The organism is Virgibacillus salexigens, assembly GCF_000723585.1.
GTDB lineage: Bacteria > Bacillota > Bacilli > Bacillales > Amphibacillaceae > Virgibacillus > Virgibacillus salexigens.
The window spans coordinates 237,612-259,295 of the sequence record NZ_CCDP010000002.1 but is presented as its reverse complement, the minus strand read 5'-3'; the positions used below and the strand labels follow the sequence as shown (position 1 = coordinate 259,295).

Below are 21,684 nucleotides of genomic sequence, written 5' to 3'. Positions count from 1 at the left end.
TTTTCATTTTTGGCATTTTCTTATTTGTTCAGCGAATAGGTGATCCATTTCAATGGCGAGATCATTATCTTCCCATATCATTTATTTTCCTAGCATTATTTTTTATGTTAACTTCTTATATGACATCTCGCAAAAGGAATAAAGGAAATAACTAACCTCTGTCGAAATTATTCAGACGGAGGTGTTTTTTTATGTTGCAAGCGATTACCCATCAAGGCGATCAAATAATAATCGCTGCAAAATCACATGCAGCCATTCAGAAATTAAAAGCGAGCAATCAGAAGTACTATTGTCCTGTTTGTCATTCAGAAGTACGTATTCGTGCAGGAACAGAGGTAATTCCTCACTTCGCTCATCATGCTAATGCAAAATGTTTCTCAATAGAAGGTGGGGAAGGGGAATATCATGAACAAGGTAAGTTAATGATATATCAATGGTTAGAGAAGCAACAGCTAGATGTAAAGCTAGAACCATATCTTTCCCTAATTAAGCAGCGTCCTGATATGTTGGTAGAGATCGGAAACAAACAAATAGCAATTGAATTCCAATGCGCGACGATTCCAAAAGAGGTAATAAATAATAGAAGTAAAGGGTATCAATCTAGTGGTATCCAACCTATTTGGATTATTGGAGCTAACCAATTGAAAAGAATAACAGCAACAACGCTTCGTATTTCTCCTTTTTTATTATCAATGATGCATCAGTTTCCTTCTTCTACTTCTAATAAGCTCTTCTTCTTTTGCCCCGATACGAAACAGTTTGTAATTGCTCAACATGTATTTATTATCAATAAACGATCTGCTATAGCAAAATTCAGGGTAAGACAACTAATGAAAACAACCATAGTCGACCTGTTCCGTGAAAAATTACTTGCAGATCAAGAATTACTTAGCTTGTGGATGCGTGAAAAAGAAAAATTTCGAACAAAGCCAATCCATGTTTCAAGACTTGGCCATCTTTGGCAGCAGTGGTTATATCGTAACCAAACTTCTATTATATACCTCCCCTCAATCATACACTTACCAGTAGAATCTCAATACTTCATGAAAACTCCTCTTTGGATTTGGCAGAGTAAATTGGTCATGGAGTATTTAGTAAAAATTTCGGTCGGTTCCTACCTTGAACGTTCTCGCATTAATGATTTATTTCAATCGGAGGATCATTACTCAAAAAAGGATTTTCCGCTTATTTATCAAGTAAAAGACCCAATTAATCAATATTTACAACTTCTTTGTAAGCTTGGAATCATAAAGCAATACAATTTATCTTTGTACAAAAAGCAAAAGAACATTATCTTCCATGCAAATCTAGAACAAGCAATCAACGCAGATCGAATACTCTTAAAGCAGTTGATGAATGCAAAATAAGAGCATGTTTTAGAAAGAATAAGCTATACTAAATAATAGATGTTTCAAAAAAGAAGATTTTGTTTGCTATTTACAGGATTTTAATGCCATTATCAAGAAGTAGTAGTAAATGATAGAAAAAGGAGGAATTAGCTTTGGCAAAAGCAAAAAAAGAGTTACCAAAACGAGAAGAAATTCCGGTGGAATCCACATGGAAACTCGAAGATATATTCGAAACGGATGATGCATGGGAATCAGAATTAAAGAGTTTACAAGCAGATATTCCGGAGATAGAAAAATACCAAGGGACATTATCTGAATCAGCTACGACTTTATATGAACTTCTAAAACTCCAAGATAAGCTTTCTCAACGATTAGGAAAGCTGTTTACATATGCGCATATGCGTTATGACCAAGATACAACCAATTCTTTTTATCAACGGTTAAACGCACAGGCTGAGAGTGTATTAACTGTAGCATCAAGTAAGATGAGTTTTATTGTTCCGGAGATACTATCCATTGATGAAGAAAAACTAAATCGTTTTTTAGAAGAAGAGAAGGGATTACAGGATTATCAAAAGACATTAGATGAGATTACCAGGCAACGTCCACATATTCTAAGTGAGCGAGAAGAAGCAATTTTAGCAGAAGCATCTGAGCCTTTATCTGCGCCATCGCAAACATTTAGCATGCTAAATGACGCAGATCTCACGTTCCCTTCCATAAAGGATGAAAATGGAGAAGAAGTGGATGTGACACATGGTCGTTATATTCGTTTCTTAGAGTCGAAAGACCGCAATGTACGGGAAGCTGCGTTTAAGGCTGTTTATCAAACATATGGTAAATTTCAGAACACCTTTGCTTCAACATTAAGCGGAAACATTAAAAAAGATAATTTCGTTGCCAAGGTTAGAAACTATGATTCAGCAAGACAATCCGCATTGGATGATAATCATATTCCAGAGCAAGTACACGATAATTTGGTCGAAGCAGTAAATGAACGTTTGCCATTACTTCATCGTTATGTGAATCTGCGTAAGAAAGTTTTAGGCTTAGATGAGCTTCATATGTATGATTTGTACACACCGCTTGTTAAAGATGTAGATATGGAGATTACTTATGAAAAAGCACAGCAATATGTATTAGACGGGTTGAAGCCATTAGGTGACGAGTACTTGTCAAAAGTCAAGGAAGGTTATCAGAACCGTTGGATAGACGTAGAGGAAAACAAAGGTAAACGCAGCGGTGCTTATTCTTCTGGAGCATATGGTACGAATCCATATATTCTATTGAATTGGCAGGATAACGTAAATGATATGTTTACATTAGCCCATGAGCTTGGTCATTCCATTCATAGTTATTACACGAGGGAAAACCAACCATTTCGCTATGGAAATTATTCGATCTTCGTAGCTGAAGTTGCTTCAACGTGTAATGAGGCCTTACTAAATGATTATTTACTAAATAATCTAGATGATGAGAAACAAAAGCTATATTTACTCAACCATTTTCTTGAAGGGTTTAGAGGTACTGTATTCCGTCAAACCATGTTTGCTGAGTTTGAACATGTGATTCATGTAAAGCAACAAGAAGGAGAAGCATTAACGGCTGAGAAGTTAACGGAAATTTATTATGATTTAAATAAAAAATATTTTGGAGAAGAAGTTGTCTCAGATGAAGAAATTGGCTTAGAATGGGCAAGAATTCCCCATTTCTATTACAATTATTATGTATATCAGTATGCTACAGGTTATTCAGCTGCTACAGCGCTAGCAAGCCAGATTTTAGATGAAAAAGAAGGTGCGGTAGAGCGTTATATTGATTTCTTGAAAGCGGGAAGCAGTGATTACCCAATTGAAGTCTTGAAAAAAGCTGGTGTCGATATGACACAAAAGCAAGTGATTCTAGATGCTCTTGATGTATTTGAAGAAAAACTAACACAAATGGAGCAATTGCTTGCAGAGTAATCTCCAATAATAAAAGCAGGATGACCTCTATAAGGTTATCCTGCTTTTTTAACGCATGCCACGGTATAAACGTTTGTTTGTAAACGAATAAATGGTCAAATAGATCGATACAAATAAAAGTGGTAAGGTTATATATAAAGGGATAACTTGCATTAAACCTAGAATATTTAGAAAGAAAGCAAAAGCAGTCATTAGTAAGAATAGGAATGGTTGAACAAAATGTTGCACTTAATCACCTCTTATCAGAAAGAATGCTAGTATAGCTTATGAATGTCGTTATTCATTTAGAAGTGACATTTTTGTGAAATCATGAACATACTACTTGAATCTCAAAAAATAACTTGGTATATTATTATTGTAAGTTAAATACAAACAAAAACCCCTTTGTTTGATCATGAAACTTTCTCCCATCCCCCTTTGTTATTACAAAGAGAGACTAGAAGGATATACGCTGCCCCGTATATCCTTCTTTTTTATCCATGCGGCAAGTAAACGTGAAACATAGAATTGTTATTCTTAGGAAAATAAAAAAAGCCTCAAATAAGGCTTTGAATTAATCTTCATATTTCCAAAAATCACCGTACTTTACTGGAATTCTCTCTACTTTTTGTTTTAATTGAAGTTTTTTCATTTCTTTTTCGGCCTTTGCTATGGACCAATCATATACAACAGCAATTTCTTTTGTGCTAACTGTTTTAAAAACGGAGAGAAAATGTTCCAATGTCGGTTTTTCCGAAGGAATAGGTTGCTTCTCTAAAATTTCTCTTAGTACACGTACATAAATATCATATGGATAAAGACCAGAGATTTTAATACCTTGTTCCTCCGTTACTTGATTAAAAAACACAATGGTGGGAATGTAATCTACTTCCATTTCTTGTGTTAATTTCAAATCACATTGAAATGCTTTCTTTGCCGATGAAGAATAAAGGTCTGTTGAAAATTCCTCAATATCTAAGTTAGCAGCTTTTGCACAAGAATAAAGTATTTCTTCGTCCGAAATATCTTGTTTATATAGAAATGCACTCTCTTGAACTTTACGAAGGAAAATCCTTCCAGATTTTTTGCCCTGTAACTCTGCAGCTTTAATTGCCAAGGATGCGATCCAAGGAAATGAGACTGGGTTTTCTAGCCATAAATCACCATCACAACACATACCTGTTCGTTTTGAAGTTTTTTCCCATATATCTTTAATTTTTCTGGGGCGGTCAAATTGATCTTTGTTAAGTGTGTTTAAGTGACCACTTATAATCGGTCTGATTGTGAAGAAACGCCCATATTCCATCGATAATTTTTTTAGGAATGGCTCCAATGACCAGCATTCAGGACATAACGGATCTACAAAAACGTAAATCTCAATTGGTTTTTGAACAAGATTAAAGCTATATTTTTCAGATGTGTTTGATTGATAGATGGATTCAACTCCAGAATGTTCCCAATTCACACCGATTCTCCTTTCTCCTATTCTGGCGTGTTCATCATGTGGTTCGCAGTTAAGGTTAATTTCTCAAATATAGCTGTGCGATAAGGTTCATCGATTTCTGCTTCTACTAGTGCATGTGCCATACAATCAAGCCAAGCATCCCTGCGTGTAGGTGTAATTTCAAAAGGTAAATGTCTTCTACGTAACATTGGATGCCCTCGTTCTTCAGCGTATAGTGAAGGTCCCCCAAAGAATTGGGTGAGAAAAAGTTTCTGTTTGTGGATTGTCTCTGTTAAGTCTTCTGGAAAGATTGGAATTAAATCGGGATGGTTTCCTACGCGCTTATAAAAAGCATGAACAAGCTTTTCAATCGTAGTAAATCCACCAATTGCTTCAAACATTGTTCCAGTCTGTTTCATTGTTATCTTTCCCCTTGTTTGTTTCTATATATTGTAGCAACGTAATGGTTACTGGGCAAATAATCTGATTAGAAAGGCTGGGCTGAAAGTCCTGATAGTTGTAATTCAGTTACTGCCAGATGCACCTTCCCCACAATATTAATGCAAATAAATAAATGATTTAAATATCCTAGTCTGAATATTTTATAATGATTTTATAAACTAGTAAAAAAACGTTTAATCTTATTCGGTGTTTCCCGTTTCGGTATTTTATATTTAGACAGCAATTCATTGAATTTTGCTTTTCCGTTCTCGGTCGATGTAGCTTCCAATTCTAGTTCATAATCCGATTTCCCATTGTACGTACTATAATCCAGTACTAAAAGAATATCCTCTCTTTGAACCTCGCGTCGTTCGGTTGATAAACTTCCATAGCATACGAGTGAATCAACAGAAATTCCTAATTGTTCTAGTTGAGTAGCTGTATCTTCTTTCTTCAAAATAGTTCCGTTAATACTTTGCAGTGCTTCGTTTTTTGTTAAAAAATCATGTGTTTCTAAAAGTCCGTGTTCATGCGGTTCTTTTAATGTTAGACGATAATAACCATTTTTCTCTCTAATTCGCAGTGCACAGCCTAACTCTTGCAAAGCCAAATCCTTTGTTTCAAAATAATAATTGGTTTGAGTATCACTATATGCAGGAAAAGGTATTTGATTCAATAATCGATGATATTCTTTTTGTGTTAATAAATTTTTAAACTCAATTTCTATTTCTTGTCCCATCGTGACCCTCCACATAAAAAAAATTAGGCTATTACCGATTATCGCGAATTTGTAATTATTTTGCAAAGATTAGTCATTGAACGATTCTATGATACAATAATAGATGCTTCATACATAAGATGATTTCAATTAGGTGGTGTCGAATGTGAACTGGAAATCAATGCTTGCCCCATACGCGCAAGTGGTAGAAGAATTAAAAGTTAAATTAAAAGGAATACGAAAACAATTTGAATATGAATCCGAACATTCACCTATCGAATTTATTACTGGCCGTGTGAAGCCAGTACCAAGCATCTTAGAAAAAGCAGAAAATAGAAAAATTCCACTTGAAAACATTGATACGGAAATCCAAGATATAGCTGGAGTGAGAGTGGTATGCCAATTTGTGGATGATATATATGCGATTGTTGAAATGATTCGTGCAAGGAAAGATTTATTGATTGTGGAGGAGAAGGACTATGTCTCTAAGAAAAAAGATAGTGGATATCGCTCATATCATCTTATAATTGAATATCCTGTCGAGACCATTGATGGGATGAAGAAATTGCTAGCTGAGATACAAATTCGTACATTAGCTATGAATTTTTGGGCGACAAATGAACACTCGTTAAATTATAAATATAAAGGAAGTATACCTGCTGATATAAAGGAACGATTGCAAAAGGCAGCTGAGGCTGCTTTTAAATTAGATGAAGAAATGTCAATGATCAAACATGAGGTACAAGAAGCGCAACGTATATTTCACAGAAAATAGAATGTGATTGGAAGATAGGGAAATCATAGGTAATGGAAGGGGGAAAAGCATGAAGTTCGCAATTGTATCAAAAGGAGATAATCGCTCCGAACAAATTATGGCTACAATGAAGCAATATTTAACTGATTTTCAATTAGAATATAATGAAGTTGAACCGGACCTTGTAATATCTGTAGGAGGAGATGGGACTTTTTTAGAAGCATTCCACTCCTATGTACATCGACTTAATGAGACAGCCTTTATTGGGGTACATACTGGACATTTAGGTTTTTATGCAGACTGGGTACCGGACGAAGTAGAAAAATTAATAATAGAAATTGCTAAAACACCTTTTCAAATTGTTGAGTATCCTTTATTGGAAGTTACGATTCGTGCAAAATCAGGAGGTAGTGAGGATCGCTTCCTTGCGCTTAATGAAGCGACCATAAAAACTGCCGATGGATCTGTTGTTTTTGATGTGGAGATTAAAGGAGAACATTTTGAAACCTTTCGAGGGGACGGACTTTGTGTTTCCACTCCTTCCGGCAGTACAGCTTATAATAAAGCATTAGGCGGTGGAATTATCCATCCTTCTCTCGATGCTATTCAATTAACAGAGATGGCCTCAATAAATAATCGAGTTTTTCGTACAATTGGCTCTCCGTTAATTTTACCGAAACATCATACATGTTTATTAAAGCCAATTGTTGATCGCAGCTTTTTGATCGCAATTGATCACTTCACCACCAATTATACAAATGTAAAATCAATTCAATGTCGTGTTGCAGAAGAACGAATTCGATTCGCGAGATTTCGTCAGTTTCCATTTTGGAATCGAGTAAGAGAATCATTCGTTTCAGATGATAATAATTAGCAGAATAGAAAGAGAAGAAAAAGTATATGGAATGGACGATTAAGAAGGCACATGAAGGAATGCTTATACGTGAATTCTTACGCGAAGAACAAGGATTTTCGCGTAGGATTGTAAAATCCATCAAATTTGATGGTGGAAGAATTATGGTAAATGGAAAGACGCAGACGGTGCGTTATTCTTTAGTAGCAGGAGATAAGCTTACTGTCATTTTGCCAGAAGAACAACACGGCAATCATATGCAGCCAGAACAGCTTGATTTAGCCATTATGTATGAAGATGCAGATATTATAGTTATTAATAAAGCTGCTGGTATGGCTGTTATTCCTTCGCTTCATCATCCGACCGGAACCGTTGCTAATGGCTTATTGGCTCATTATAGCAAGCAGGATATTCACTTTACGATTCATATTGTGACAAGGTTAGATCGTGATACATCTGGATTAATGCTTGTTGCTAAACATCGATACAGTCACTCCATATTGGCTGAATCGCAAAAAATGGGGGAAGTGAAGCGGCATTATCAAGCAATTGTTCAAGGGAAAATGGAACAAAAAAAGGGAACGATAAATAAACCTATTGGTAGAAAACCAGGATCCATTATTGAACGGGAAATTAGAATGGATGGAAAATCAGCTATAACCCATTATTTAGTAGAGAAACAAGCGGATGCATTCGCATTAGCTGATGTTCGACTAGAAACGGGCAGGACGCATCAAATCCGTGTTCATTTCTCAGGTATTGGTCATCCCCTTTGTGGTGATACGTTGTATGGTGGGAGTAAACAATTCATCGATCGTCAGGCTTTACATTGTTATCAACTATCTTTTAACCATCCTATTACGAAGGAACCTTTCTACTTTTCTGCCAACATGCCAGCTGATATGACCGCAATTATGCAAAATAAGTAAACTTTTCTTCGATAAACGGTTGCTTCGATGGGACGGACGTTATTTTTTCCTCTGGAAGACGAAATGCTGTTAGTTTATTGCCAAATACACATCCTGTATCAATATTAATGGTCTGATGAACAATACGTGGCTGTAGAACAGGCGTGTGTCCATATATAATCCAAGTACCTCCGTAATATTCCTGTGCCCAATCCCGACGAATTGGTCGCCCATCGGGATGTATTTCTCCAGTAGTGTCTCCATACAAAACAAAGGATTTCACTTGTTTATCGGTTCTGCCAATGTACGCTTGCTTTATTCCTGCATGGGCAATAATTGCATTTGCTTGAGGAAGCTGTAAATAAAGTGGCGCTTGTTCATATAGATGCATAAATTGAGAACGAACGGTGTCTTGTTGATAGGAAGTAAGCTTTTCATATTCTGCAACTGTCGTTTCTAATCCATGGCGCTGTTGAACGGGATTGCCTGAAAAATAACGGTATAACTTATTGCAATGGTTTCCTGGTACATACAAGGCATTCTGATTTGCAATTACCATTTGATAAACAAGGTTGATAACATCTATAGAGTGCGGTCCACGATCGGTTATATCACCAACAAAAACAGGAATACGTCCATCAGGGTGAGTGAAATTTGAATGGACTTTAGTATATCCTAGTTTTTGGAATAAACGTTCTAGTTCCTCTAAACAGCCATGTACATCGCCGATTACATCAATTTTCATCAAATCGCTCCTTGATTTGTATCTTTTTTTTGGATATGATATGTTGCGGGAATTATCGTCTGCCTTTGAACGGAATTGTACTATATTATATAAAAGGAACTACCATAATCCAAGTAACTTTGTTTGATTGTACATGCGACGGGTAAACTTTAAGATAGGGAAGAAGAAGGATGTGATCATATGGAATCCAATAATCGTTTTGATAAAGAGTATGAAGTACAGTATGAGCATCATTGGGAGAAATTACAGCAAGCGCTGGCACAAGATCATATGGAAGGATTTCGTAGCGAGTTTCTTGATATGCATCCCTATGATCAAGCCATATTTTTCATGGAGCAGGAAAAGGAAGCACGTCTACAAATCTATACCTATTTATCACCAGAAGAAGTCGGAGACATCATGGAAAGCATGAATGAAGAGGATACGCAAGTTCTGATGGGTGAGATGGATCCACGATTTGCATCGATGGTGTTAGCTGAGATGTCTGCCGATAATGCAGTGGATATACTTAATGAGTTAGAGAAGGATCAAGTTGCCAGTTTTTTAACGATTATGGAGAAAGAATCGGCAGAAGAAATTAAACAATTACTCCATTATGAAGAAAAAACTGCTGGAAGTATTATGACGACAGAGTTTGTAGCTACGTATAAAAATTACATGGCCAAACAAACGATGCAAGCTTTAAAAGAAGAAGCGCCGGATGCTGAGACTATTTATTATTTATATGTACTGGACGAAGAAAAACGGTTAGTTGGTGTACTTTCGTTAAGGGATTTAATTGTAGCAGATGAAGAGACGTTAATTGAAGATATTATGAGTGAGAAGATTGTAGCTGTCTCAGTAGGCAAAGACCAAGAGGAAGTTGCCCAAATGATGCGGGATTATGATTTCCTCGCTTTGCCTGTTGTTGATTTTCAAGACCATTTACTAGGAATCATTACAGTTGATGATATTTTGGATGTTATGGAAGAAGAAGCGAGTGAAGATTATTCGAAATTAGCCGGGGTCTCCGACATGGATAAACCAGATGATAATGCATTTGTTTCCGCTCGTAAACGACTACCATGGCTCGTTATCCTCTTGTTTTTAGGGATGTTTACTGCAAGCCTAATTGGCCGCTTTGAAGAAACACTTAATCAAGTCGCAGTACTAGCTATTTTTATTCCATTAATTGCGGGGATGGCCGGTAATACAGGTACGCAAGCCTTAGCTGTTGCTGTCCGAGGTCTAGCAAATGGAGACTATGGAAAGCAAGGAAAGTGGAAATTAGTAATGCGAGAAGCTTGTACAGGCCTAATCAATGGTATTGTATGTGGCATTGTTATAACCATTGTGATTTATTTATGGAAAGATGATATTTATTTAGGGTTACTCGTTGGTATTTCGATTGCTGCTACTTTGTTAGTCGCTACATTAGCGGGAGCACTTGTACCTATGCTTATGGATCGTATGAAGATTGATCCAGCTGTTGCATCAGGACCGTTCATTACAACGATTAACGATATTATCTCTATTCTCATCTATTTTGGTATGGCAACTGCTTTTATGGGGTTTCTGATTCAATAGTGTTTTCGTAAGGCTGTCGAGGAGAAATACTCGACAGCCTTATTTTAGTTCTGACACTAAAACAACAAATTTGAAACATAATATTCTCACAGATGTTCATGTCACTTTGGAAAATGTGCACGATTCCAAGCCTTATCTATCCTTCACCTATCCAGGTTGAAGTCTTTTTCTGTGTTAAAGGAACTTCCAAGGCAAATCTGCGAGGCTTCTCTACAAGCTGAACTAAACCGCATAGTCTTTGTTATATGTATTCGAGATTTATCGCTCTTTTTTTTGATTATTTTAATCTCGCTATTTTTTTAGATATTAAAATAAACAAAGAAAATTAGTAGGGGCAACACATTTCCAAAAATGGGTTCATATAATGGTTTGAGGAAGACTGGAAGGAGGAGAGATAAAGGATGGGAAAGAAGTACGCAAAAAACCCATTGCTTTTTATTCATCAACCTAAGGAAGTCGATTTGCAAGCGCCTATGCAGCATATGTATGTAACCCCTAAAAACAAAAAAGAAACAGGAAATGAAAAAGTAGAAAACTTCGATAATAAAGGAACTCAAGAAGTCGTTAAAAAAGGGGGAAGGCATCCGGCATTTGATGAACAAAATGAAGTGAAACGAAATAATGATCCAAAAGAGGAAACGAAACAAACAAAATTCAAGGATATGTCCATTGAAGAAAAAGTGGACTATTTTGTTAATTCTCCAAGCTATGCACCAAAACTACGCTGTGAAATTAAAACAGAAGAAAGAACTTTTCGTGGAGTCATTACGGGTTCGGAAGGCAATTATGTGTATATAAGAGTCGGAAATCGATCATCAAGTACAAAGGTTTCACTTGATGATATAAAGCATATAAGATTACTAGGATTTTAATGTTATATTGAAAGTATCCGCCGGTGGTTGTACCGGCGGTTTTCGTTTATTTTATATGATTGGTGTCCTATGTTCTCTAACTATAAAATTGATAAAAAAACACTGAGGTGAAGCCACCCCAGTGTTTTGTTTATGCAATTAGTTTAGTGCATTAATTGCTGGTAAGCAAGTTACGTGACAGAAGCAGTTTAAGTCAGCAGTGATACAGATGCCTGTTGCGCAAAGTGGATCTGTTTCTTGGTCACAAGGATCTTTAGGACATGCATATTCATCTTCTGGATCTCTTAATAGTTCTAGAACTGCGCAGCAATCATCGGTTATTTTCTTAACTCGGAAGAAAAAGCTTCCAACTACATCGCCGATATCGCTTGGGTGAGCACCGAATCCTTTGAAAGGTTTGCAGTCCCCTTTGCAATAAAGTATTACTGGTACTGTATCAAGACCATTCCCGTTATCATTGTCTCCCAACAAATCATGAATGGATTGTTCGCAACTTGAGTCACAGCAATTCTCAACGATATCATTTTGTGCCTCTACAATTTCTTTTAAAATATCACATACACAGTTACCTGTATCAAAATCTTTTCCACAACCCATGAATTATTTCTCCTTTCGAATTGGAATTGACTCATTTGTCCTTAATAGAATATGTGCGTTTATAAGGATTGTGTGGGCGCTCACACTAATTATTGAGATTGATTCGTGATATTTATCCTGTGGGGCATGTATACTGTATTTTTGCTAAATTCCGGGCGGATGTCTATACCTCATCGGCATACATACATAGACTAATAACGATCATATGTATAGAAGGAGTGAAAGTGAATGTCGGAAGGTAAGAAACAGGTAATCCATGTGAAGGATCTTGTTATAAAGGCGGATAATGTTAGAATTGAACCATCTCGAGAGTCAAGACCTCAGCCCCGCCCACCTCGTCATCGAAGGGATCCATTTTTAGGAAGACGTCCGATGAACGAGGAAGATAGGGAAGAACATGAAGATAAAGAGTTTGAAAGTAGCAGTGAAGAACAGCATCATGAAGATGATCGTAGGGAGGAAGAACGTGACGACCATGACGATAGGAAACGGGGACCATTCTCTTTGTTTTAAATAATTGGGGGTTTGAAGCAGCTGTATTAAGCTGCTTTTTTGTCTCTGAGGGGGATAATATGAAAATTTCAGAACCAGAATGGATGAGACATTTTCATGCAATTGAGAAGCATTTAGGAAAAAACGAAAAGTGGCTTCAGTTTCCTGAAAAAAAGGTGAAAGCTTTTGAGGAAGAAATGGACCAATGGAATAGTGACTTTTTATCAATGATTACAAATGTTGAAGATCTAATAAAAGAATTAGAAAAAAAGATGGAAGAGTAGGATTAACTTTTTGAGAAAAAGGGTATATGAATAGTCGTAAACAAAATTTTCAGACGAATGGTATAAAAAGGAGCTGATGGTGATGGGGTATATTTTGCCAATTCAGCATTATCAATATCAACAATATCACCGTAGAACTGCTACAACAGATGAAAACGCATTTCATATTGAACGTCCTTTTAAAGTAATGCTTGAACAACAACATCAGCAGTTATCCAAGCAGTATGAACGATTCTATCCAGCTGGTTATGATCGTTATCTTATTACACCTGTTAAAGCTAGTGAAAACATATTTGCCTCATTAACGGGAAAGGGAAGACGAATTAACAGAACCATCTAATAATACCAATTGATGCTTAGCCTAATGTTTGCTAAGCATCAAATTTATGGTGTTCCCTATTAACAAATGGAAGAACGAACAAATCTTGCCCCTTCATATATTCGGCGTAAAATACATCTTTTATATGATCATAATCCTGTGCTTTCAATTGCTCTTGCAGCCATTCCTCTGTTAAATTTTTTTCTTTCAGATTATCGTAGACAATTTCACCATCATTAATTAATGTAGTCGCAAGATTAATTTCTTGAGGAGAGACATGAAGGTCTTGTTTATTCGGCATTTGATACTCGGGTTTACGAATAACGGATATCGTCCCGTTTGTTTCTATAAATGCAAATTCCACTTCACGTAAGGAAAATACGTCCTTTGTACGGAGTAAACTTTGTAATTGATTCACATCTAAGCTATTTTTTTTCATTACGTCACGAATTAATTTTCCTCTATAAATAACAAAGTCCGGTCCACCTTCAATAAGATGCCTAGTACGCTTGATTTTTTGGGTAATTACTTCAGTTATATAAATCAATGCTCCCCATAAAAGAATAACAAACGCAATTTCAGGAATACCGGCTTCTTTATCAAATAAGGCATTCCCAACTAATTCACCTAGAATTAGTGAAGAGATAAAGTCAAAGGGAGTTAACTGGGTGATTTGCGTTTTTCCTAATACTTTGGTTAATATAAATAAGGCAAAAAAGCCGAATACTGTATCACCAAACATTTGCAGGTATGGATCCATCAATTGTGCCCCCTTCAAACAAGATCACCATTTAGCATTGCCTGTAATGGGAAATTCATTCATGAAAAAGGATATGTTAAGAAAACGTAACATGAAAAAAGCATTTCTAAAAAGAAATGCTTTTTCTATGTTAATTGCTTAACCATGGTTACATGAGGGATACCTGCATCCATGAATTGTTCCGATATAGTCTGATAACCCAATCGTTGATAAAAAGCTTCTGCATGTGTTTGACCATTAAGCTTTGCATGCTGGTAACCTTCTTCAGCAATTACTGCTTCCATAGCTTTAATAAGCTGTTTGCCAATGGATTGCCCACGATACGCTTTTAGAACACATATTCGTTCAAGTTTCCCATATTGATCGACAAAACGAAGCCGGCTTGCTGCAATCGGCTTGTCCTGGTCATAAGCAACAAAATGAATGGCCGTTTCATCGTAGCTATCCAGTTCTTCTTCAGGGGAAACCTTTTGTTCGTCTACAAATACAACCGTACGAATGTGATAAGCTTGCTCAATTGCTTCTTTTGATGTAACGACTTTTATATTCACACAAATTCCTTCCCGAATACAAACGAATCATGAACCGTCCATGAGCCGTTGTCTAATTGATACATTAGTTGAAAACGATCAACGGTATCTTCAATTTGGATATCTTTCATTTTCATACTGCCAAAAATATCGGAGTATTCATCATGGGAAAGCTTTTGAGCAATTGTAATATGCGGGACAAACGCATACTCTTGATTTTCTGAAAAGGTACCAGAATGCATTTTTTTATATAAATCATTAAGTTCTTTAATTGGTTCAATCTTGAAGTATATCGTATTGGTAACTGGTGCAAACGTACTTACTTTGTTAATGTTTATTTTAAAAGGTTCTGTTTCATTTGCAATGTGCTTAAGCTCTGTAACTACTTCCTCCAATTGATCCCCATCTGCTTCAAATGCTTCTTTCAACGTAATATGTGGAGGAATTAACGCGTAATGCGGGTCATAACGTTTTCTGTATGAATTTGCTTCATCCTGTACGGCCTTCGTTGGAAAAATAACAATACCATATTTCATAATAAAACCTCCTATTTTATCAAACACTTTGATTCATTTGTAATGGTTTGGTTCATATGTTGCTAAAAGCTAGATAGGTTTTTTACTACTTTCCTATTGCGTTTGTTAACAATAAGTATAGTTTTTTAAGTTACCCTTTATTATAACAAAAAATATGGCAAAATAAGAGATTTTTTTGCACTATCTGAAAAATTAAATGTAATTACCTAATCAAACATTGTTGTCAGTGCACGCTTCATATCTTTTTGCCAGTATTTCCAAGTATGTTCACCTTGTAATAGCTCATGATATTCATAACTAAACCCCTTATTCGTTAAGATTTGATACAATGCACGATTTGGTGTTAAAAAGTCTTGCGTTTTTCCGTCAGTAGTAGTTACCTTTGTTTCTTCACTTCCGATTGTATGATAAATATCGATAGCATCTAAATTCGTTGCTTGATTGGCTGCTTCTAATACGGTTTCATCCACATAAGGGGACTGCATGATCACATTCCCGAATGTATGTGGGTATCGAATTGCAGTCATAAACGCCAATGTCCCTGCTAACGAATCGCCCATTAAGGTTCTTGATTGTCCCATATGAAAGGTGGGGAGCAGCTCATCTAAAAAAGGCACAACTTCGTTAACTAGGAATTTTGTATAGGATTGATTTTGTTCCCCTTGTGGGTGGTATTTTTTACGACGATCGAATTTGTCTTGATAGTGAATGCCAACAAAGATCGTATTTGTCATGTCTTCATTTTCATGAAGTCGATCGCTTAGCGTCGCAATTCGGCCCATTTGATAATAGTCATTGCCATCTTGCATAATGCAAATATGATACTTATAAAGCGATGAGAACGATTGAGGCTGATAGATCTTTAATGCTATCGTTTCATCTAAATAGTTGCTATTGATTTGTTTTTCTATCATGGAACCTTTTCTACCCAAGTTGATCTCCCTTTCTCTGTAAAAATTCCCCGTATTTACATAGATAAACCATTTTAATTAGCTTTGCTTTGTTGCATTTGGTTCTGGTTTAATTGGTAGTATTTCCCCTGCTGTGCTAGCAATTGATGATGGTTGCCTTGCTCAATAATCTCTCCGTGCTCTAGCATAATAATATGGTCCGCCTCTTGGATCGTATTCAATCGATGAGCGATTACAAAACTTGTGCGTCCTTCCATTAATCGTTTGAGTGCCTCTTGAATTTTTAATTCAGTAATCGTGTCAATATTACTGGTTGCCTCATCTAAAATCAAGATGGTAGGTTCTGCAAGTAAAGCACGAGCAATTGTTAATAATTGTTTTTGACCTTGGCTAATTCCACTCCCTGATTGATCTAACATCGTATTATAGCCATTTGGTAATTTCTCTATAAATTCATGAGCATTAGCATTTTTGGCTGCTTGCATTACCTCCTGATCAGTAGCTGCTAATTTCCCATATCGAATATTCTCACGGATAGTAGCATGGAATAAGAAAGCATCTTGTAGGACAAAAGCCATATGTTGACGCAAATTAGCTCGTTTAATGCTTTTTAAAGATGTTCCATCTATCCTGATATCCCCTTCGTCATAGTTATAAAACCGAGCAAGCAAATTAATGATGGTAGTTTTTCCTGCTCCAGTATGTCCTACTAGAGCAACGGTTTCTCCCGGGTTTGCTTCAAAGCTAATTCCTTTAAGAATGGCAGTATCCTCATATCCGAAGTAGACATGGTCAAAGATAATATGACCGGTTATTGAATGTAGTTCCTTGGCATCTTCTTCATCCGTTTCTTCTTGTTTCTCGTCGATCACACGAAAGACACGTTCTGCTCCTGCTACCGCAGATAAAAGAATGTTAAATTGATTAGATAGTTCATTTAGGGGGCGGGTAAATTGTCTCGCATACTCGGTAAAAATAACAATTACACCTACCGTCACAAAACCTTTAATAGCTAATAGTCCACCAACCAATGCGATGAGCCCGAAGCTTAAAAAATTAAGCATATTCATGACTTTAGGAATAAATCCAGAAATGGTTAGAGCCCAGAATCCAACATGATTTAAGTCTTTATTTCGTTGCTCAAATTCGCGCATGACCCGGTTTTCTTGAGAGAAGGTTTTTACAATATGCTGTCCGGATACAATTTCTTCTACATAGCCATTGACCTCGCCAAGGTTCCGCTGTTGCAATTTATATAATGGACCAGTGCGTTTCGTAATCCAACGTATACCTAGAAACATAACAGGAATAATGGTCATGGTTACAAGCGTTAAAAGGGGGCTAAGGTAAATCATCACGCCTATTGTCCCAATTAGTGTTAACACACTAGAGAATATCTGTATAACGGATTGATTAAGCGTGTTATTTACATTATCAATATCATTGGTAATTCTACTCATCAGTTCACCATGTTGGCGTTGATCAAAATAAGCGATAGGTAGTCGATGAAATTGAGAGAATAATTCCGATCTTAAAGAAAATACAGTTTGTTGTGCGATACCAATCATCCAATAATTTTGTAAAAATACCGAAAGGGAATGACCGAGATAAATGACGACTAACCAGATTAGTAAAGTAGTTAATCCTGCTGTTTCTTTAGTGACAATAAAGTCATCTATCGCCATACCGATCATAAAGGGACCAAGTAAGCTTAACCCAGAGCTTGCAATAACCATTAATATAACAAGGACTAATTTCATTTTCTCTCTTGCTAAATAAGACCATATGCGCTTAACTGTTCCTGTTGTATCTTTGGCACGTTTTTTTTTATCTACGTGAATCGAGTCGATTGGAATTTTCTCATATTGAAAAGGTTGTTTTAATGAATTACTCGACATTTGCATACTCCTTTCCAAATTGAGACGTAACGATTCGTTGATATAGAGAGGAGGAATGAAGCAATTCCTCATGCGTTCCAATTGCAAGTACTTTTCCTTCATCAATTAATAATATTCGATCAGCCCGCATTGCCGTCGAAATTTTTTGGGTAATAAGTAACGTTGTACATTCATAGGACTCCATTGCGTGTAGCAACTTTGATTCTGTCGTGAGGTCGAGGGCGCTCGTACTGTCATCCAACATTAGAATCTTCGGATTTCGAATAAGTGCTCTGGCAATGGAAATTCGCTGTTTCTGACCACCAGATAAGTTGACCCCTTTTTGCCCAACTTTCGTTTGATATTGGTTGTCAAGCTCCATAATCGCATCATGGATTTGTGCATCTTTGGCTGCGTGAATAATTTCCTTAGTAGAAGCATGTTCTTTCCCCCAAGCAATATTCTCAGCTACTGTACCGGTAAATAATAGCGGGCTTTGAGGTACGTATCCAATACTTCTCCGCAAATTATCTAATGTATAATCAGTCGTTGGTCGATGATCAATCCGTATTTCGCCTTCTGTTGCATCATAGAGGCGTGATATTAATTGAAATAACGATGTCTTACCTGATCCAGTAGAGCCAATAACTGCTAAACGTTCACCTGGATTCACAGAAAAACGAACATTACTTAAAACAGACTTCGTTGTTCCTGGATAAATAAATGAAACATGATCAAATGTAATAAAACCTTGCTTAACACGAAGAGAGCTATCTGCTTCATCATGATCTTTTAGATCCACATCAACGTTTAATACCTGATCCACACGATCAGCAGAAGCTTTCATTCGTGAGATTCCCATGATAATAAAGGTAAACATAGAAATAGACATTGCAACCCGCATCGCATAATTGATGATCGCAACTACATCTCCGACACTAGTTGTACCGGAAATCGTCTGAAGGTTACCAAACCAGATAATGAAAATTAAACTCAGGTTCATAACGAATAAAAGCACAGGCATCGACGACTCTATGAACCGAAAAGTATAGCGGGTACGATTTGCTAAGGTTTGGTTTGCTTCAGTAAACCGTGTTTCTTCATGGTTTCTTCGTGAAAAAGCTTTAATTAGCCGCATCCCGGAAAGGTTTTCTTGCATCACGCGATTTACTTTGTCAATACTATTTTGTATCTTATTGAATAAACCGCTGGCTCGTTTTAATACCCATAAGATAAACCCTACTAATATTGGAACAGTAATTAAAAAGATAAGTGCAAGTCTAGCATTAACGACAAAAGCCATGATTACACCACCGATCACTAATAATGGTGCTTTTGACATAATTCGCAATATCATATAAATCGTATTTTGAATTTGCCGTACGTCGTTGGTGAAGCGAGTCATTAACCCAGAAGTTGGATACTGATTTAAATTAGCGAAGGAGAATGCTTGAATCTTAGCAAATAATTTTTTGCGTATATCATGAGCAAAACCCCATCCGACATGGGATGAATAAAATGAATTGATAATTCCTGCAATGAAGGCTATAAAAGCAAGACCGATCATAATCACACCCCACATCATGATGGTGTCTATGTCTTGGTTTACCACCCCTTCATTGATCATTTTTCCTAGAAAGAAGGGAAGCATTAACTCTACCGTAAGCTCGATTAACATGAGTAAAAAAGCAACAACGGCCGGGAGCTTATACGGTTTTAAAAAAGCTAAGACTGTTTTCATGATGACCCTCCACCCAGCATACAGTTTTCTACTATTATAAATGGAATAAAATTTTTTATCCAACATCCTATTCCGCAAGTTATTACCATTTAAGGTTATACCCTATACCTTGCATAATAAGTAATCCAAGATCTTTAGAAGCAAGTCGAGGCCAGCTCTGGCATTTGCTTGTTTTAAAAAGAGAAGGGGAGCAAGCAAGAAGAAAAAGCTTGATGCAGTTGGTTCGCATCAAGCCAATAGAAGTGGAAAACAGGTAATAACTGCTAAGTTATCCTAAAAAATAACGGTTATTCTTTGACAGATCCTGATGCAAGACCTTTAATAAAGTACTTCTGTAAGAATAGAAACAGAACTACCATCGGCAGCATGGCAATAATTGCTGCTGCACCGACAAGGTTGAGATTATTCGCATTTTCGCCGAAAAAGCTTGATAATGCTACAGTCATCGTTTGAACATCTTTATCTTGTAGGAAGAAGATCGCAAATTGATAATCATTCCAAATGAAGACACAAGAAATTATTAAGATAGATGCCGTGACCGGTTTTAGTAATGGGAAGATAATCCGAAAGAAAATGGTTGCTGTACTTGCACCGTCTATTCGAGCTGCATCTTCTAACGATTTAGGTATTGTTGAGCGGATAAAGCCAGCATATAAGAAGATCGTTAAGGGTAGATATGCAGCTACGTTATTAAGAATGGCTACAAGATGGGTATTCATTAAGCCGATATTAACAACGAGCTGATAAAGCGGGACGAGTGCCGCTAATGGGGGCACTACCATAATAGCGATAAACAACATATACATCCATTTATTCAATTTCGTTTGCCGTCTAGCTAATGGATAAGCGGCTAGTGAGCCAATAAATATAAGCAATAATGCAGCGAAAAAAGTAATTATTGTTGTATTAAGGAGTGCATGACCTAAATTGGCTTGCTGCCAGGCAAGAGTAAAGTTCTCCCAGCTTATATCCCTTGGGAAAATCCATTTTGAACTGAAGTTTCCCCTTGCCTTTAAGGAGGTTGTCACAAGGATATAAAAGGGGAGAATATGCAATGCGACGATAAGGAGTGCTATGATCGTAAACAGTCTTTTTTTTACGATGGGATGCATTATGCCTCAACCTCCTTCCTACGAAAATACAATAATGCTGAAAGACTTAGTAGCAGGACAATTACCATCATTAACACCCCTTGTGTAGCTGCGTATCCAGCATCTTGTCTGGAAAAATATAGATTATACATAAAGGTAGACATAGACTGGGAGGCGTTACCAGGACCGCCGTTCGTTAACGAAATAATGACATCAAATAGCTTCAATCCCCCAATTATATTGATAACCATATTAATGGTTATGGATGGCATTAATAGTGGAAGTGTGATGTTTTTAAATCGTTGAAAGGGGCTTGCTCCATCTATTTCGGCGGCTTCATAGTAATCCTTCTGAATACTTTGTAATCCAGCCAAATAAATGATCATTGCGATTCCAACAAATTGAAATGTATTTACGAATACGATAATCCAAATATTCATGTCAGGGTTGCCTAATATATTAACTTTCTCCAATCCTAACCAAAGGAGCACATCATTAAATGCTCCGCCTTGGTAAGCAAAAAAGAAATACCAGATATACCCCATCACTAAGGGACTAATAATAACGGGCAAGTAAATAATCGTACGTGTCAATGTTCGAAAGTGGAAGCTCTGGTTTAATAATAGAGCATAAAGCAGTCCAATAATATTCTGCAACAATGTACTCCCAATTCCATAAATTAATGTATTTCGTACAACTAACCATGTATCGGGATCAGAAAGCATTCGCGTATATTGTTTGAATCCAATAAAATCATACATTTGAGAAAAACCATTCCAGTTTGTGAACGAGATGCGAATCCCATTGATAAATGGATAGATAATAAAAAGTCCAACAAATAACAATGCAGGTAGATACATCCACCATAATGAAGAAATCCGTTTCGTCTTAGTATTCGACTGTTGGAGAGAATGCGTGTATGCTTTCATTTAAATCAACTCCTATTAAGCGCA

At 36.6% G+C, this 21,684-nt stretch carries 24 protein-coding genes; 10 read left to right on the top strand and 14 right to left on the bottom strand.

The genetic code is table 11. The annotated features are described in order from the left end of the window. The first annotated feature begins 191 nt into the window (after positions 1-191). Both BN990_RS14125 and pepF read left to right on the top strand, forming a co-directional pair. Positions 192-1,367: a competence protein CoiA gene (locus tag BN990_RS14125; protein WP_038245622.1), complete on the top strand. Its 1,176-nt coding sequence runs from the start codon at positions 192-194 to the stop codon at positions 1,365-1,367. A gap of 134 nt (positions 1,368-1,501) precedes the next feature. After that, complete coding sequence (gene pepF / locus BN990_RS14120) at positions 1,502-3,313, top strand: oligoendopeptidase F (RefSeq protein WP_038245621.1); 1,812 nt, start codon at positions 1,502-1,504, stop codon at positions 3,311-3,313. 48 nt (positions 3,314-3,361) lie between these two features. Here pepF and BN990_RS14115 read toward each other — a convergent pair whose 3' ends face one another. From BN990_RS14115 to BN990_RS14100, 4 genes are all read right to left on the bottom strand, one after another. Beyond that, on the bottom strand, positions 3,362-3,541 hold the full coding sequence (locus BN990_RS14115) for a hypothetical protein (RefSeq protein WP_021292287.1): 180 nt from the start codon (positions 3,539-3,541) through the stop codon (positions 3,362-3,364). 325 nt (positions 3,542-3,866) lie between these two features. Continuing rightward, positions 3,867-4,757, bottom strand: a complete 891-nt coding sequence (locus BN990_RS14110; RefSeq protein ID WP_051739210.1) for a ClpXP adapter SpxH family protein — start codon at positions 4,755-4,757, stop codon at positions 3,867-3,869. A 17-nt stretch (positions 4,758-4,774) separates the two neighbouring features. Further along, positions 4,775-5,155, bottom strand: a complete 381-nt coding sequence (locus BN990_RS14105; RefSeq protein WP_021292289.1) for a globin domain-containing protein — start codon at positions 5,153-5,155, stop codon at positions 4,775-4,777. 194 nt (positions 5,156-5,349) lie between these two features. Then, entirely contained in the window at positions 5,350-5,916 is a 567-nt protein-coding gene (locus tag BN990_RS14100) for a CYTH domain-containing protein (RefSeq protein ID WP_021292290.1), read from the bottom strand. Positions 5,917-6,061: 145 nt separating this feature from the next. Here BN990_RS14100 and BN990_RS14095 point away from each other — a divergent pair, with 145 nt between their 5' ends. From BN990_RS14095 to BN990_RS14085, 3 genes are read left to right on the top strand one after another with little or no spacing between them, the layout of a single operon-like run. Next, the gene (locus BN990_RS14095; protein ID WP_021292291.1) at positions 6,062-6,670 is read left to right on the top strand and encodes a GTP pyrophosphokinase; all 609 of its coding nucleotides are present in this window, start codon (positions 6,062-6,064) and stop codon (positions 6,668-6,670) included. 49 nt (positions 6,671-6,719) lie between these two features. Continuing rightward, a complete protein-coding gene (locus BN990_RS14090; protein ID WP_021292292.1) occupies positions 6,720-7,523 on the top strand; it encodes an NAD kinase in 804 nt (267 codons plus the stop codon). A gap of 26 nt (positions 7,524-7,549) precedes the next feature. Next, positions 7,550-8,431: an RluA family pseudouridine synthase gene (locus BN990_RS14085; RefSeq protein ID WP_038245620.1), complete on the top strand. Its 882-nt coding sequence runs from the start codon at positions 7,550-7,552 to the stop codon at positions 8,429-8,431. On the opposite strand, the gene prpE is transcribed toward BN990_RS14085, so the two are convergent. Then, positions 8,415-9,155 carry a bis(5'-nucleosyl)-tetraphosphatase PrpE gene (gene prpE, locus BN990_RS14080; protein ID WP_021292294.1) on the bottom strand — a complete coding sequence of 247 codons (741 nt, stop codon included), beginning with the start codon at positions 9,153-9,155 and terminating at the stop codon, positions 8,415-8,417. The genes BN990_RS14085 and prpE overlap by 17 nt on opposite strands. Before the next feature lie 180 nt (positions 9,156-9,335). Here prpE and mgtE point away from each other — a divergent pair, with 180 nt between their 5' ends. Both mgtE and BN990_RS14070 read left to right on the top strand, forming a co-directional pair. Then, positions 9,336-10,721, top strand: coding sequence for a magnesium transporter (gene mgtE / locus BN990_RS14075; RefSeq protein WP_021292295.1), 1,386 nt, complete (start codon positions 9,336-9,338; stop codon positions 10,719-10,721). 401 nt (positions 10,722-11,122) lie between these two features. Further along, complete coding sequence (locus BN990_RS14070) at positions 11,123-11,593, top strand: CotO family spore coat protein (protein WP_038245619.1); 471 nt, start codon at positions 11,123-11,125, stop codon at positions 11,591-11,593. Positions 11,594-11,731: 138 nt separating this feature from the next. Here the strand turns inward: BN990_RS14070 and BN990_RS14065 are convergent, their stop codons facing one another. Further along, positions 11,732-12,190 carry a CotY/CotZ family spore coat protein gene (locus BN990_RS14065; protein ID WP_021292297.1) on the bottom strand — a complete coding sequence of 153 codons (459 nt, stop codon included), beginning with the start codon at positions 12,188-12,190 and terminating at the stop codon, positions 11,732-11,734. 228 nt (positions 12,191-12,418) lie between these two features. On the opposite strand from BN990_RS14065, the gene BN990_RS14060 reads away from it, so the two are divergent. The 3 genes from BN990_RS14060 (at position 12,419) to BN990_RS14050 (ending at position 13,306) form a co-directional block, all read left to right on the top strand. Next, the gene (locus BN990_RS14060) at positions 12,419-12,703 is read left to right on the top strand and encodes a hypothetical protein (protein WP_021292298.1); all 285 of its coding nucleotides are present in this window, start codon (positions 12,419-12,421) and stop codon (positions 12,701-12,703) included. Between the two features lie 59 nt (positions 12,704-12,762). After that, positions 12,763-12,966 (top strand): hypothetical protein, encoded by a 204-nt coding sequence (locus BN990_RS14055; protein WP_021292299.1) that lies wholly within the window; start codon positions 12,763-12,765, stop codon positions 12,964-12,966. 82 nt (positions 12,967-13,048) lie between these two features. Beyond that, complete coding sequence (locus BN990_RS14050; protein WP_021292300.1) at positions 13,049-13,306, top strand: hypothetical protein; 258 nt, start codon at positions 13,049-13,051, stop codon at positions 13,304-13,306. A gap of 31 nt (positions 13,307-13,337) precedes the next feature. Here the strand turns inward: BN990_RS14050 and BN990_RS14045 are convergent, their stop codons facing one another. The 8 genes from BN990_RS14045 to BN990_RS14010 form a co-directional block, all read right to left on the bottom strand. Further along, positions 13,338-14,045 (bottom strand): DUF421 domain-containing protein, encoded by a 708-nt coding sequence (locus BN990_RS14045; protein ID WP_021292301.1) that lies wholly within the window; start codon positions 14,043-14,045, stop codon positions 13,338-13,340. A gap of 125 nt (positions 14,046-14,170) precedes the next feature. Beyond that, positions 14,171-14,596, bottom strand: coding sequence for a GNAT family N-acetyltransferase (locus BN990_RS14040; protein WP_021292302.1), 426 nt, complete (start codon positions 14,594-14,596; stop codon positions 14,171-14,173). Beyond that, complete coding sequence (locus BN990_RS14035; protein ID WP_021292303.1) at positions 14,593-15,111, bottom strand: YjcG family protein; 519 nt, start codon at positions 15,109-15,111, stop codon at positions 14,593-14,595. Before BN990_RS14035 ends, BN990_RS14040 begins: the two co-directional genes overlap by 4 nt. Positions 15,112-15,317: 206 nt before the next feature. Next, positions 15,318-16,043 carry an alpha/beta hydrolase gene (locus tag BN990_RS14030; RefSeq protein ID WP_021292304.1) on the bottom strand — a complete coding sequence of 242 codons (726 nt, stop codon included), beginning with the start codon at positions 16,041-16,043 and terminating at the stop codon, positions 15,318-15,320. Positions 16,044-16,096: 53 nt separating this feature from the next. Further along, the gene (locus BN990_RS14025; RefSeq protein WP_038245615.1) at positions 16,097-17,920 is read right to left on the bottom strand and encodes an ABC transporter ATP-binding protein; all 1,824 of its coding nucleotides are present in this window, start codon (positions 17,918-17,920) and stop codon (positions 16,097-16,099) included. Further along, on the bottom strand, positions 17,910-19,640 hold the full coding sequence (locus tag BN990_RS14020) for an ABC transporter ATP-binding protein (protein ID WP_038245614.1): 1,731 nt from the start codon (positions 19,638-19,640) through the stop codon (positions 17,910-17,912). Before BN990_RS14020 ends, BN990_RS14025 begins: the two co-directional genes overlap by 11 nt. 287 nt (positions 19,641-19,927) lie before the next feature. Beyond that, the gene (locus tag BN990_RS14015) at positions 19,928-20,752 is read right to left on the bottom strand and encodes a carbohydrate ABC transporter permease (protein ID WP_021292307.1); all 825 of its coding nucleotides are present in this window, start codon (positions 20,750-20,752) and stop codon (positions 19,928-19,930) included. Continuing rightward, positions 20,752-21,660: a carbohydrate ABC transporter permease gene (locus tag BN990_RS14010; RefSeq protein ID WP_038245613.1), complete on the bottom strand. Its 909-nt coding sequence runs from the start codon at positions 21,658-21,660 to the stop codon at positions 20,752-20,754. Before BN990_RS14010 ends, BN990_RS14015 begins: the two co-directional genes overlap by 1 nt. Positions 21,661-21,684 lie beyond the last annotated feature (24 nt).

Bases quoted from the DNA above. Each gene is read 5' to 3' on its own strand.
- BN990_RS14125 (WP_038245622.1), top strand. From the start codon at position 192: ATGTTGCAAGCGATTACCCATCAAGGCGATCAAATAATAATCGCTGCA.
- BN990_RS14105 (WP_021292289.1), bottom strand. From the start codon at position 5,155: ATGAAACAGACTGGAACAATGTTTGAAGCAATTGGTGGATTTACTACG.
- BN990_RS14100 (WP_021292290.1), bottom strand. From the start codon at position 5,916: ATGGGACAAGAAATAGAAATTGAGTTTAAAAATTTATTAACACAAAAA.
- BN990_RS14090 (WP_021292292.1), top strand. From the start codon at position 6,720: ATGAAGTTCGCAATTGTATCAAAAGGAGATAATCGCTCCGAACAAATT.
- BN990_RS14085 (WP_038245620.1), top strand. From the start codon at position 7,550: ATGGAATGGACGATTAAGAAGGCACATGAAGGAATGCTTATACGTGAA.
- prpE (WP_021292294.1), bottom strand. From the start codon at position 9,155: ATGAAAATTGATGTAATCGGCGATGTACATGGCTGTTTAGAGGAACTA.
- mgtE (WP_021292295.1), top strand. From the start codon at position 9,336: ATGGAATCCAATAATCGTTTTGATAAAGAGTATGAAGTACAGTATGAG.
- BN990_RS14070 (WP_038245619.1), top strand. From the start codon at position 11,123: ATGGGAAAGAAGTACGCAAAAAACCCATTGCTTTTTATTCATCAACCT.
- BN990_RS14065 (WP_021292297.1), bottom strand. From the start codon at position 12,190: ATGGGTTGTGGAAAAGATTTTGATACAGGTAACTGTGTATGTGATATT.
- BN990_RS14060 (WP_021292298.1), top strand. From the start codon at position 12,419: ATGTCGGAAGGTAAGAAACAGGTAATCCATGTGAAGGATCTTGTTATA.
- BN990_RS14055 (WP_021292299.1), top strand. From the start codon at position 12,763: ATGAAAATTTCAGAACCAGAATGGATGAGACATTTTCATGCAATTGAG.
- BN990_RS14050 (WP_021292300.1), top strand. From the start codon at position 13,049: ATGGGGTATATTTTGCCAATTCAGCATTATCAATATCAACAATATCAC.
- BN990_RS14045 (WP_021292301.1), bottom strand. From the start codon at position 14,045: ATGGATCCATACCTGCAAATGTTTGGTGATACAGTATTCGGCTTTTTT.
- BN990_RS14035 (WP_021292303.1), bottom strand. From the start codon at position 15,111: ATGAAATATGGTATTGTTATTTTTCCAACGAAGGCCGTACAGGATGAA.
- BN990_RS14025 (WP_038245615.1), bottom strand. From the start codon at position 17,920: ATGTCGAGTAATTCATTAAAACAACCTTTTCAATATGAGAAAATTCCA.
- BN990_RS14020 (WP_038245614.1), bottom strand. From the start codon at position 19,640: ATGAAAACAGTCTTAGCTTTTTTAAAACCGTATAAGCTCCCGGCCGTT.
- BN990_RS14015 (WP_021292307.1), bottom strand. From the start codon at position 20,752: ATGCATCCCATCGTAAAAAAAAGACTGTTTACGATCATAGCACTCCTT.
- BN990_RS14010 (WP_038245613.1), bottom strand. From the start codon at position 21,660: ATGAAAGCATACACGCATTCTCTCCAACAGTCGAATACTAAGACGAAA.